The sequence below is a fragment of the Paraburkholderia sp. SIMBA_053 genome (genome assembly GCF_046534895.1).
Taxonomy (GTDB): Bacteria; Pseudomonadota; Gammaproteobacteria; order Burkholderiales; family Burkholderiaceae; genus Paraburkholderia; species Paraburkholderia caledonica.
Window position 1 is genome coordinate 205,647 of record NZ_JAWRXU010000011.1, and the last position, 11,522, is coordinate 217,168.

Annotated in this window: 11 protein-coding genes; 3 read left to right on the top strand and 8 right to left on the bottom strand. The window is 60.4% G+C overall.

Going from position 1 to position 11,522, the window contains the following annotated elements; genetic code table 11:
* Positions 1 to 103: 103 nt before the first annotated feature.
* The 4 genes from SB753_RS26865 to SB753_RS26880 form a co-directional block, all read right to left on the bottom strand.
* A complete protein-coding gene (locus SB753_RS26865) occupies positions 104 to 1,474 on the bottom strand; it encodes an MFS transporter (protein ID WP_410802727.1) in 1,371 nt (456 codons plus the stop codon).
* A 320-nt stretch (positions 1,475 to 1,794) separates the two neighbouring features.
* Complete coding sequence (locus tag SB753_RS26870; RefSeq protein ID WP_410802729.1) at positions 1,795 to 2,727, bottom strand: MBL fold metallo-hydrolase; 933 nt, start codon at positions 2,725 to 2,727, stop codon at positions 1,795 to 1,797.
* A gap of 2 nt (positions 2,728 to 2,729) precedes the next feature.
* Entirely contained in the window at positions 2,730 to 2,888 is a 159-nt protein-coding gene (locus SB753_RS26875; RefSeq protein ID WP_410802731.1) for a hypothetical protein, read from the bottom strand.
* Between the two features lie 200 nt (positions 2,889 to 3,088).
* Positions 3,089 to 3,499, bottom strand: a complete 411-nt coding sequence (locus tag SB753_RS26880) for a rhodanese-like domain-containing protein (RefSeq protein ID WP_374726856.1) — start codon at positions 3,497 to 3,499, stop codon at positions 3,089 to 3,091.
* 126 nt (positions 3,500 to 3,625) lie between these two features.
* Here SB753_RS26880 and ftrA point away from each other — a divergent pair, with 126 nt between their 5' ends.
* A complete protein-coding gene (gene ftrA / locus SB753_RS26885) occupies positions 3,626 to 4,654 on the top strand; it encodes a transcriptional regulator FtrA (protein ID WP_410802733.1) in 1,029 nt (342 codons plus the stop codon).
* Positions 4,655 to 4,713: 59 nt separating this feature from the next.
* On the opposite strand, the gene SB753_RS26890 is transcribed toward ftrA, so the two are convergent.
* Positions 4,714 to 5,589 (bottom strand): LysR family transcriptional regulator, encoded by an 876-nt coding sequence (locus SB753_RS26890; RefSeq protein WP_410802735.1) that lies wholly within the window; start codon positions 5,587 to 5,589, stop codon positions 4,714 to 4,716.
* Positions 5,590 to 6,043: 454 nt separating this feature from the next.
* A complete protein-coding gene (locus SB753_RS26895) occupies positions 6,044 to 6,988 on the bottom strand; it encodes a LysR family transcriptional regulator (RefSeq protein WP_131316574.1) in 945 nt (314 codons plus the stop codon).
* Positions 6,989 to 7,121: 133 nt separating this feature from the next.
* Between SB753_RS26895 and SB753_RS26900 the strand changes: the two genes are divergently transcribed.
* On the top strand, positions 7,122 to 7,886 hold the full coding sequence (locus SB753_RS26900) for an SDR family oxidoreductase (protein WP_410802737.1): 765 nt from the start codon (positions 7,122 to 7,124) through the stop codon (positions 7,884 to 7,886).
* Between the two features lie 73 nt (positions 7,887 to 7,959).
* A complete protein-coding gene (locus SB753_RS26905) occupies positions 7,960 to 8,751 on the top strand; it encodes an SDR family NAD(P)-dependent oxidoreductase (RefSeq protein ID WP_408130420.1) in 792 nt (263 codons plus the stop codon).
* 311 nt (positions 8,752 to 9,062) lie between these two features.
* Here SB753_RS26905 and SB753_RS26910 read toward each other — a convergent pair whose 3' ends face one another.
* Complete coding sequence (locus SB753_RS26910; RefSeq protein WP_410802739.1) at positions 9,063 to 10,193, bottom strand: amidohydrolase family protein; 1,131 nt, start codon at positions 10,191 to 10,193, stop codon at positions 9,063 to 9,065.
* A gap of 2 nt (positions 10,194 to 10,195) precedes the next feature.
* Complete coding sequence (locus tag SB753_RS26915) at positions 10,196 to 11,473, bottom strand: MFS transporter (protein WP_410802743.1); 1,278 nt, start codon at positions 11,471 to 11,473, stop codon at positions 10,196 to 10,198.
* Positions 11,474 to 11,522 lie beyond the last annotated feature (49 nt).

Here is an 11,522-nt window from a genome sequence, read left to right on the forward strand (position 1 = left end):
TCACACTACGTGGTGTCGGAAAACGCGGGCGCAGCGACGGCTTCGCCGGCGGCAAAGCGCGAGTTACACGATGCGGCGGGCTTTGCCGCGCCGCACCTGACAGTCAGGCGTGACGATGACCGTGCCCCCGGTCGCCCATCGAGCGCGGCTCGTCGTATTCCTGCGAAATATCCTTGTTCGTGTAGTCGCCGAGTCGCGAAGCGGCGAACAGGCTGAGCACTCCGCAAACGAACACGTAAACCGCGATTGCGTAGCCGGAATGATAGTAAGCGAATAGTGCGGTCGCGATCAGCGGCGCAGGACCGCCCGCGATCACCGAGGCCAGCTGATAACCGAGCGACGCCCCGCTGTACCGTAGCCGCCCCGTGAACGACTCCGCGATCAGTGCGGCCTGAGGGCCGTACATCATCGAATGCGGGACTAGCGAGAGTACGATCGCCAGGAAAATCAACGTCGGATTGCGGGTGTCGACCATGGCGAAATAGACGAAACCGAACAAGCCCGCTGCCGCGGCGCCGATCATATACATGCGGCGACGTCCGATAAGATCGGAAATATGGCCGAACAGTGGAATGGTGCCGAATTCCAGCACCGAAGCCGCCAGCACCGCCGTCAACAATAGATCGCGCGACGCCCCGAGTGTCGTCACGCCATACGTGAAGACAAAGGCCGTGAAAATGTAGAACGGCGCTTGTTCCGCCATGCGTGCCACGGCCGAAAGAAGAATGTCTTTCGGCTGGCGGCGCAAGACTTCGAGCATCGGTGTCTTTTCGATCTTGCGCTCAGCGAGAAGCTTCGCGAAGATCGGCGTCTCCAGGATGTTCAGCCGGATATAAAGCCCGATACCAACCAGCAGGATGCTCAGAAAGAAAGGCACACGCCAGCCCCAGGTGACGAAGGCGTCGCCGGAAATCGCGCTCATTGCCAGCACGGCGAGATTAGCGAGGAACAACCCCGCGGGTACGCCAAACTGCGGCCACGATGCGACGAAGCCACGATGCGAATTGGTACGGGCCCATTCCATCGACATCAACACCGAGCCGCCCCACTCTCCGCCCACGCCGACGCCTTGAATGAACCGCAGCACGGTAAGCAGCACGGCGCCCCAGATGCCGATCGACGCGTACGTCGGAACAAATGCCACGGCGAATGTGGCAAGTCCCATTAGCAGCAGCGTGACGATCAAGGTAGCCTTGCGCCCTATTCGATCGCCATAGTGTCCAAAAATGGCAGCACCGACCGGCCTCGCGATGAAGCCGACCGCGTAGATCAAGAAAGCTTGAAGTGTGCCGACCAATGGGTCCGATTGCGGGAAGTACAGCTTCGCGAAAACGAGACCGGTAACCGTACTGTAGAGAAAGAAGTCATACCATTCGATCGTAGTACCGATCGTACTGGCGACGACGGCGCGACGCAGTTGCCGCCGCGCGTCCTCTTCGGAGAGGGGCGCAGCCCCCGGTTGAGTGGCAGTCATTTGGCATCCCCTGATAAAAGGGCGACATCTGATATTGACCGCTGGGACGCGCAGAGGTTCCGGCTATGTCGCTTCTTGATCAGATATGCTTACTAACGGCATGGCATTGCTAATGCTCAAGGGCTGTGGGCGATCGCGAAAGCGCTTGAGGCCTGATTCGGCGCACCGCGCGCTAGCGTTTATCGTGTGAAGATTCGGCGCGTCCTCTCCGTCACGGGTCCGCTCTACACAAAAACCGCCGCGAGTCTCGTGAACTCGCGGCGGTTTTCTGCCACCCGCCATTGCGATCTATACGACGACGATCGATAGTTAGTTATCGATCAGTAGTCCCACTGAACCGGCACAAAACGGAAACCGTCGCCGTTCTTTGCGATATGACCAATGGACGGGAACGCGACATGCGCTGCGGCCAGCAGAGCGCCGGTTCTGGCGGCTTCGTTCAGCAGCGACATGCGCACGTCCACAGCTCCTTCAGGATCGTGTTCGAAGCCGTTTTGCCATTGCGGATTGTCGAAGTTGACTTCGAAAATCGCGTCGCCGACGAACGTCAGCTTCTCGCCGTTCGATGCGACGTCCACGACGCAGTGCCCCGGCGTGTGACCACCCGTCACCCGCGCCGACACGCCCGCTGCCACTTCCACGATCTGATCGAACTGTACGATGTTTTCGCTGTATAGCTTGACGAACTTTGCAGCGGCCTTGCGCAGCGCGGGAGGAACCGTTTCCGGCATCACCGTCTTGCTAAAGTCCGGATTTTTCCAGAACTCCACTTCGGCGCGCGATACGTGAATGCGCACGTCCGGGCGCAGCCTGGCTTTGACGCCGTCGACATTCAGTCCGCCGACGTGATCCATATGCATGTGCGTAATCACGATATCGGTGATTGCAGCCAGGTCGATGCCAGCCGATTCCAGGCGCATCACCGACCGGCCGGCGCGAGAGAAGTATTCGAAACCGTCGCCCACGCCGGAGTCGATCAGGATCAGGCGTTCGCCGCTGCGCACGAGTGCGACGTTCAGCGCCCAGTCGAACATGTCACGTTGCAGGAAGCGGCCATCGAACCATTCGTTGCGGTCCGCTTCGCTCACGTTGGTGGACATGGTCGAGGTCGGCAGCGGCAGAACGCCGTCGCTGATCAGCACGACGTCGATATCACCCACGCGCACTGCATAGCGGGAAGACACGAGTTCGCCTGCACCCTCTTTGCCAAGGCCGGCGATCACGGGCTGCACATTGCGGGTTGTTTCGCTCATCTTCAATAGTCCTGTTGATTAAGTGGGGTAAGCCGCACGGTGCGGCTCACGAGCACGACCACGAATCTCGCGCGCTTCGGTTGCTCGCCTTTCGACCGAGCCTGCGACGCATTGTAGGTAGGGCCGTCGAACGCCACTAGCACCGCGAAGGTGTTCACCATGTTGTCTCGACGACAACAATCGGCGATGAGCGGGCGATTAGAGCGACGCGAGTAGCGGGCTTATTGAGGAGCGGTTACAGAGGACACGCCCTTGCGGTGGATGACCGCGCCACGCGATCTGGAGCAGTCGGACGACGCCTTAGGCAGGCATCGTCCGTTCCGAATCGGGAGCTAACGTTGACGGCGAGCTAGAAGCGCGACTACTCCACTGCGCTCACAGTGAGGTTGCCACCTTCGTCCAGCCATCCGGTGATCCCGCCAATCATTACCTTCACCGGCCGCCCAAGCAAAGCAAGCCGTATTGCACCACGCGTAGCGCCGTTGCAATGGGGACCCGCGCAGTACGTGACGAAGACCGTTTCAGGCGGATAGTTCACCAGCTTGGACTCGACTATTTTGCCGTGTGGCAGATTGACCGCGCCCGGCACATGGCCCCGCGCGAAGAGCGTCGGGCTGCGCACATCGAGCAGCACGAATCCGGGCGTGCCGCTGGCGAGCGCGCTGGCGACATCGGAGCAATCGGTCTCGAATTGCAGCGTCGCGCGGAAGTGGGCAAGCGCGACTGCGCTGTCCGCTGGGGGCACGGCGGTGACGGCGTTGGTAGTCGACATGTTTGAACTCTGCATAAATCCTCGGATGAACATAGCGCCTGGCGATTTGATCCAGGAGCCCCATTCTGGCGTCGCGCGGCGATCCGGATAAGTGGCGCAATCGTCAATCTTCGGTAACATCACGCCATGGACAATCATCTCGTCGTTGCGCTGGCTTACGACCGGCTTTGTACTTTCGAATTCGGCTGCGTGACCGAACTGTTCGCCCTCGAGCGTCCGGAGCTCGGTGTCGACTGGTATCGATTCGCGGTTTGCGCGAGCGAGCCAGGCCCGCTCCGCGCCGCGGGCGGCATCACGGTCTCTGCGCCCTACACGCTCAAGGTGCTCGACCGCGCAGATACCATCGTGGTGCCAGGTTGGCGCGATGCGGACGAATTGCCGCCCGAGGCGCTGCTTAAGAAGATCCGCAATGCTTACCGCCGTGGAGCGCGTCTTTGCTCGATCTGCTCCGGCGTGTTCGTGCTGGCAGCGGCCGGCGTGCTCGACGGCAAGACTGTGACGACCCACTGGCGATACGCCGCGAAACTGCAGGAGCGCTACCCGCAAGTTCGAGTGCAGCCCGACGCGTTGTATGTGGACGAAGGACAGATCATCACATCGGCGGGCTCCGCTGCGGGGCTGGACATGCTGCTCCATCTGGTGCGACGCGATTACGGTGGAGCGGTGGCAAATCGGGTTGCACAAAGGCTCGTGGTGCCGCCTCATCGGGAGGGTGGACAGGCGCAGTTCGTCCCGCGTCCAATGCCGCAGGACGACAGCGGACGTCTCGCGAAATTGATGGATTGGGTGCGCCAGCATCCCGCTTTGCCGCATACGCTGCGCTCGCTTGCAGAACGGGCTGCGATGAGTCCGCGCACGTTGCAGCGGCAATTTCATGACGCCACCGGCATGGCGCCATACGAATGGCTCGTGCGTGAACGCGTGACCGTGGCCCGTGAGATGCTCGAGGCACAGTCAGCAATACCCATTGGCCGCGTCGCCGAGTTAGCAGGGTTTGGCTCGGAGGAGTCAATGCGCCGGCATTTCCGACGTATCGCGCTCACGAGTCCGGCCGCATACCGGGCAAAGTTTGGCCATGGCGCGAGGGCCCAGAAACCTGGTTCTGGAATCGGGGGACGGCCGGGCGGAATTCGGGTTGACGCGCAGCTGGACTGATCGCAAATGCAATGCGCAGAAAGTCAGTTGCGATACAAGGCCGACGCCGGGAAGAACGGTTAGAGGTCTTTTAACGCGGCCCGCACGAATGGGACGAATCGTGATGTAACCGGGTTTTTCTGGGCATCCGCCCACACAAGCCCTACACGCCACTTCGCGTGCGTTCCGCGCAGCGGCAGGACGGTAGCGTTCCGAAGCAGATGTTGTGCACTTGAAGGCACAAATGCCACGCCGACGCCTGCGGCAACAGATGCCAACACGGACTGCACATCATCGGCTTGTTGCGTCACATTGGGTACGAAGCCCTGTTCGCGACACCAGACGTCGACTTGCGCAGCGAGTCCGGGCCCGCGCCCACGCCGCAACGCCAGGAAACCCATTTCGTTCAGCTTGCCGAAATCGGCCGGCAAACGCACTCGCTCGAAACTAGGGGGCAACGCCAAGGCCAATGTTTCGTCAATCACGCGAACCGACGAAAGACCCTCGACCGACGGCACCCGCATGAACCCCACATCCAGCTTCCCCGACAGAATGCGGCGGGCTTGCTCATCGGAAGACAGGTCGCTCAATGCAATCGCAATGCCCGGATATTGCTGGCGGAAGTCGGCGATGATCTGCGGCGCAATTGTCAGCACCGACAGGCAAATACCAATTCGCAATTGTCCACGCCTGCCGCTGCCTGCCTCTCGCGCACGAGCGAGAATCTCGTCCGCATCGTCGACGAGCGCGCGTGCGTCGGGCAAAAACGTTTCCCCGAACCGCGTCAACTCTGCGCCGTGACGACCCCGTTCGAACAGCTTCGCGCCCAGACTCGCCTCAAGTGCGCCAACCTGCTTGCTCAACGCCGGCTGGCTGATGTGCAGAGCGTCCGCCGCCCGCCCGAAATGACGCAGTTCGACGACGGACAAAAATGTCCTTAAGAGCTTCAGTTCCATTCTCTGCCGTTATCGTATCGATCAAATCATTCATTTTACTAATCGATGGCCGAATTGTTCAATGCGAGTACATCTTTCAGCGAGCGACTATCAAATGGCTTCGACAAACTCCAGGCGTCAATTTCACGGGCCTATGCCTGCAGATGTCGAGTCAGGTGACGACACGGAAGAACCTGATTCGACGCCGCGCTGTTCGGCCGGTCACCACCGCCGCTCCCGTCGCTCTCGCCTCGCTGACCTTATAGAGGCGGAGGAAAGCCACGCTAAAGGAGGGGCGATCGCGGTGAGCTTCGCCGTCGTCTCCCGGAAGCGATGGCCGCGGTAATCGAGACCGCTCTACCGCAATGAACTTCATCGTCAGCCGAGGCTCGGCTTGTGGCATGACCATGGGCTACTGACGAGGCAGCAGACCGTCATCGTCCGCATGTGTCGGTCGCACGTTCCAGACGCGCGTTCAACTGGCCCTCGACGTGACGGCTGTCCGGCTTTCGTCGTCCCGATCCCATGGCGGCGTCCCGCCGAATGCATCGACCAGGAAATCGATCATCACCCGCACCCTGGCGCTCAGGTGTCGACGGCTCGGATACATGGCGAGTATGTCGATCTCAGGCAGGCAATACTCGGGCAACACGCGAACGAGCGTGCCGGCACGTAGGTCGTTGCCGATCAGGAATGTGGGTTGCCAGATCACTCCTTGCCCGGCGAGTGCTGCTGCGCGCGCCGTATCGCCGTTATTCGTATGCATGTGACAGTCGACCTTCACCGTGTGGGTCTTGCGGCCAGCATCGATCAGTTGCCACTCATCGCCGGTGGCCGCATACGTGTACCCGATGCAGCGGTGTTCCATCAGGTCCGCTGGCGCCGCCGGCACTCCCGCGCGAGCCAGATAGTCCGGCGACGCGCACAGAATGTTCTGCGACGTCGCCAGTTTGCGAGCTGCATGGTTCGATGAACCGGCACGCGAAATGCGGATAGCAAGGTCGTAGCCTTCATCGACGATATCGACGACGCGGTCGATCAGTCCAACGTCGATTTCGATGCCGGGATACTTCCGCATGAACTCCGGCCATAGCGGCGCCAAATATTGAATGCCGAAGCTCACAGGCGCGTTGATACGCAGGCGTCCGCGGGGCTGCACCGACGCCGACGACACCAGCCCTTCTGTATCGGCGACATCGTCGAGAATGGATTTGCAGCGGGCGTACAGCGTCTCGCCGCCCTCGGTTAGAGAGAGCGTTCTGGACGTGCGATTCAACAAACGCGTGCCCAAGTGTGCTTCCAGTTCGTTCACATAGCGGGTCACGTTGGCGGGCGACGTGCCTAGCACTTCCGCCGCGCGCGCAAAGCCGCCGCGGCTCACTACTGTCACGAAAACTTCAAAGGCGCGCAAGCGGTCCATCTCGACTCCGATCATTCACAAAAGCTGACTGATACGACCATGTTTTTGACCTTTCCGCTATCAGGACTGAAGCCTATATTGCTTCCACGGGCCAAGGCATAGGGCACTGGCCGAATGCATCAGGAGAGAGAACATGCAACGCTTGACCGGAAAAGTCGCTATCGTGACAGGTGCCAGTGCAGGGATTGGCCGCGCTACTGCAAAGTTATTCGCGAAGGAGGGCGCCAAGGTGGTCATTGCCGCCCGGCGCGCAGCGGAACTCGAAGCACTGGCTGCGGAGATCGCAAGCGAAGGTGGCGAAGCCGCATATCTGGCGGGCGACGTGCAATCGGAAGACTTCGCGAAGGCGCTGGTGGAACTTGCAGTTGGGCGCTTTGGCCGTCTGGATATCGCCTACAACAACGCCGGTACGCTGGGTGAGATGGGCCCGAGCACCGGCATTTCCGAAGCCGGCTGGAACGCCGCGCTTGCGACCAATCTAACGAGTGCGTTCCTCGGAGCGAAACACCAGATACCTGAAATGCTCAAGCAAGGTGGCGGATCGATCATCTTCACGTCGACGTTCGTCGGTTACTCGTTCGCGTTTCCGGGTACCGCGGCTTACGCGGCGAGCAAAGCCGGACTGATTGGCCTGACGCAGGCGCTCGCCGCCGAATACGGCGCGCAAGGGATGCGCGTCAACGCGGTGTTGCCGGGCGCCGTGGATACGGAGATGTATCGCGGCATGAACGACAGCGACGAATCGCAGGCATTCGTGACCGGACTGCATGCGCTGAAGCGCGTCGCCAAGCCGGAAGAACTGGCGCGTTCGGTGCTCTATCTCGCGTCGGACGATTCGTCCTTCGTGACCGGTACCGCCTCACTGGTCGATGGTGGCGCATCCATTACACGTACGTGAACCCCTTGGCGGCATCCGGCATCAAAGCTTCGATGCCGCCGTTCTTACTTCAACCACGGAAAGGAATTCACTCATGGACTTGAATCTCACAGGCAAACTCGCACTCGTAAGCGGCAGTACAGCCGGCATCGGTTTCGCTATCGCGAGCACGTTGGCGCAGGAAGGCGCACGTGTGATCGTGAACGGCCGCTCGCAGTCATCCGTGGATGACGTGGTCGCGCAACTGAAAGCGGAGACCGGCACCGACGTGCAGGGATTCGCGGGCGACCTCAGTACGGCCGCTTCGGCAGAAGAACTCGCACGACGCTATCCGAACGTGGAAATCCTCGTGAACAACCTGGGCATCTTCGAGCCGAAGCCGTTTGAAGAGATTCCCGACGCGGACTGGCAGCGTTTCTTCGACGTCAACGTCCTGAGCGGCGTACGTCTCGCCCGCCTGTTTTTGCCCGCGATGAAAAAGGCCAACTGGGGCCGCATTATTTTCATTTCGAGCGAAAGCGGGGTGCAGATTCCCGCAGAGATGATCCACTACGGGATGACGAAAACCGCGCAACTGGCGGTTGCGCGCGGACTCGCGGAGGCAGTTGCGGGCACGGGCATTACGGTGAACAGCGTGCTGCCCGGACCGACGAAGTCGCGGGGCGTGGGCGATTTTGTGGAGTCTCTTGCCAAGGCCGACGGCAAGTCGTTCGAAGCGTTTGAGAAGGAGTTCTTCGAAAAGGTGCGTCCCACATCGCTCATCAAGCGATTCGGCACGCCGCAGGAAGTCGCCTCGCTCGTGGCCTATGTCGCCAGTCCGCTTGCGTCTGCCACGACGGGAGCTGCGTTGCGGGCCGACGGAGGGGTCATCAAGAGCGCATTTTAAGGGCGCGCTGGGATTGGCGCCAGGCTCTCTGTGTGTTTGGTGGATCGTTTTTTTGGACGCAGTGGGCCCGGTTGATGCGCCTTTTTTTGATGCGGAACAATGAGGTCGGGACGGCGGGCTCTCATGAACTGCTGGCCTGTATGGGAAAGGGCACCGGCTACGAATCCCAGCAAGGTCCGTCACGCAACGCGATCTCGAGGCTTGCGCGCGGCCCACGCCGGCAAAGCGACAATGCCGTGTTTCTGCAAAGAAGCGGCATTGTCGAATGCGCGTCGCCAGATTCACCTGGTCGTTCGTGCTTCGCATTTCGCTCAAGCAAGCCGATACACTGTGGATGCCGTCCCGCCGAAGAGCGCAGCACGTTCACCAACGCTGGCTTGCGCAGTCAGCCGCTTAAAGGCGTTCCAGCCGTTGCTGTACGGGTACGAGCCTTTGTCGACAGGAAAATTGCTCTCAAACATACAACGGCTCGCACCAAATGCCTCGATGCATGTATGCATCCACGGCTTCCAGGTTTCGGCCAGTTCAAGAGAGGATGGCGGTCGCTCACCCTTTTCAAAGTCAAAGCCGTTGATCCGCATCCCCATGCCGCCAACCTTGACATAGACATTCGGCAACTGTGCCAGTTGACGCATGGACCGCGACCAGGTTTCGAACACCTCGTTTCGCTTATCCGCGTAGCTGGCGATGCGCACGATCCCGCCACAATGGTTAATGATGATCGGCAGGTCAGGGAAAGTCTTTGCGAGGTCGTATAGTTCCGGAAGTTGTGGAAAGAACAGCCACGCGTCGTATGACAGGCCGCGTGGCCCCAGCTGCGCGACACCTTCACGATATTTTGGGTCAAGCAACAGACCGCGCGGAACCGCAGACAGCGGATTGACCAGCGTTTGATCCGCGTCCCAGGTGACCAGGTGCCGAACGCCCCGGAAGCGCCCTTTGCCTGCCTCAATATGGGCGTCCAGAACGCTTTGCACGGCAGCGCCGCGACGAAGGTCCGCGTAACCCACGATGCCCTTTGCGACCTGTGGCGAACCGGCGGGCAGCGCCCCAACGGCGTTCGCGACATACTCCGTTTCTCCCACGGGTCTTAGCTCCTCCGGCCCCGTCTGACGGTAGCGAGTGAGCCCCTGCATAAATACGGACGCCGTAATGTTGTGCCCGGAGCGAACGTCTACCAGATAGTCGTCGAGCAGGTAGATCCAGCCGGGACGCTCATAGAAATGATGGTGCGCGTCGATAATCGGCATCTCCGGCTCAATCGCGGCTTCAGTTCCTGACGCGAGCCATTCCGGGCGTACCGGGAGATAGTTGCTGGTCGTCTTCATGTTGCGCGTGTCCTCTGCGGCGAACGCATAGCTGGTTTCGATGGCGGAGGCCGCAACCGATGCAGCGGCAACCGCGAGGAACCTGCGCCTGCCTCGTGAATGGATCATGTCCATAGTCATTTCTCGCGGTTGAACGCATACAGCGATAGGGTCAACAGAGTCGTGATGCCGAGCACGATCGCAAGCCCCATCATTCCGGCCGTGAAGGTGCCGTAACTGTCTTTGAGGTAGCCGACCAGGTATGGTCCGGCGAAGCCTCCCAATGCGCCAATCGAATTGATCAGGGCGAAGCCACCAGCCGCTGCCTGTCCCGATAGAAAACGAGCGGGCAATGTGTAGAAGATTGTTCGTCCGGCAATCGTGCCAATGAGTGCCAGGGTTACGCCGACCATTGCAGGCCCGAGTTGGTGGAAATGGGTCGATACACCGAGTGCCACGCCACCAATAAGCAGGCCGGCAGCAAGGTTCGCAATGGCGCCTCCACGGCGATCCACACGTTTGGCCCACCACAGCAGTGCGATCGTGGCAAAGAAGTAAGGCACCGCAGAGAGCCATCCGGTCTGAGCGACGGTCATCCCGTGCGCCTTGAGCATCTGGGGCAGCCAGATGCCTATCCCATACGATCCCATCGTAAAACCGAAGGAGATCAGCGCGAGAATGTAGACACGCACATCCCTGAGTGCGGCACCGAAGTGCTTCTCCTTCCGGCTAGACGACCCTTCCCTGTCAAACGCGCCCTGAAGAGCGTCGCGCTCCGCGGGTGACAGCCATTTGGCATCTACAGGTCGGTCTGCGAGCATCTTGAGCACGAGAAAGCCGACTACGCACGCGGGCAATCCTTCGATGATGAACATCCACCTCCAGCCTGCCAGCCCCAACACGCCATCCAAATGGAGCAGCCACGTCGAAAGCGGTGCGCCGATCAGAGAAGAAAGCGGCGTGGAGACGGTGAACCACGCCAGCACGCGGGTGCGATATTGAGCGGGAAACCACAGGGCCAGGAAGAAGATCACGCCCGGAAAAAAGCCCGCTTCACCAATCCCCAACAGCAGCCGAATCACATAGAAGCTGTTCGGTCCCACAGCAAAGGAGGTCGCTGCAGCCATGAGGCCCCACGTGATCATGATGCGGGCAAGCCAGCGTCGCGCGCCGAAGCGATAGAGGGCGAGGTTGCTCGGGACTTCACAGATGCAATATCCCGCGAACATGATGCCGGCGCCCCGGCCGAATTGGGTCGCCGTGAGCCCCAGATCCTTGTTCATGGTCAGAGCGGCGAAGCCAACGCTGGTACGGTCGAGATAGTTGAAAAAGTATGCGAGCGCGAGCAGTGGAATAAAGCGCCACGCTGCTTTGCGCACCGCCTGCTTGTTGATACGCGCATAAAACTGACCCATTTCCGATAGAAATTTGCATCGAAAATTGACCCACATGTTCAACTGCCTG

Excerpts from the sequence above, each read along its gene's own strand:
- SB753_RS26865 (WP_410802727.1), bottom strand. The coding sequence starts at position 1,474 with ATGACTGCCACTCAACCGGGGGCTGCGCCCCTCTCCGAAGAGGACGCG.
- SB753_RS26870 (WP_410802729.1), bottom strand. The coding sequence starts at position 2,727 with ATGAGCGAAACAACCCGCAATGTGCAGCCCGTGATCGCCGGCCTTGGC.
- SB753_RS26890 (WP_410802735.1), bottom strand. The coding sequence starts at position 5,589 with ATGGAACTGAAGCTCTTAAGGACATTTTTGTCCGTCGTCGAACTGCGT.
- SB753_RS26895 (WP_131316574.1), bottom strand. The coding sequence starts at position 6,988 with ATGGACCGCTTGCGCGCCTTTGAAGTTTTCGTGACAGTAGTGAGCCGC.
- SB753_RS26910 (WP_410802739.1), bottom strand. The coding sequence starts at position 10,193 with ATGGACATGATCCATTCACGAGGCAGGCGCAGGTTCCTCGCGGTTGCC.
- SB753_RS26875 (WP_410802731.1), bottom strand. The coding sequence starts at position 2,888 with ATGGTGAACACCTTCGCGGTGCTAGTGGCGTTCGACGGCCCTACCTAC.
- ftrA (WP_410802733.1), top strand. The coding sequence starts at position 3,626 with ATGGACAATCATCTCGTCGTTGCGCTGGCTTACGACCGGCTTTGTACT.
- SB753_RS26915 (WP_410802743.1), bottom strand. The coding sequence starts at position 11,473 with ATGGGTCAGTTTTATGCGCGTATCAACAAGCAGGCGGTGCGCAAAGCA.
- SB753_RS26900 (WP_410802737.1), top strand. The coding sequence starts at position 7,122 with ATGCAACGCTTGACCGGAAAAGTCGCTATCGTGACAGGTGCCAGTGCA.
- SB753_RS26905 (WP_408130420.1), top strand. The coding sequence starts at position 7,960 with ATGGACTTGAATCTCACAGGCAAACTCGCACTCGTAAGCGGCAGTACA.
- SB753_RS26880 (WP_374726856.1), bottom strand. The coding sequence starts at position 3,499 with ATGTCGACTACCAACGCCGTCACCGCCGTGCCCCCAGCGGACAGCGCA.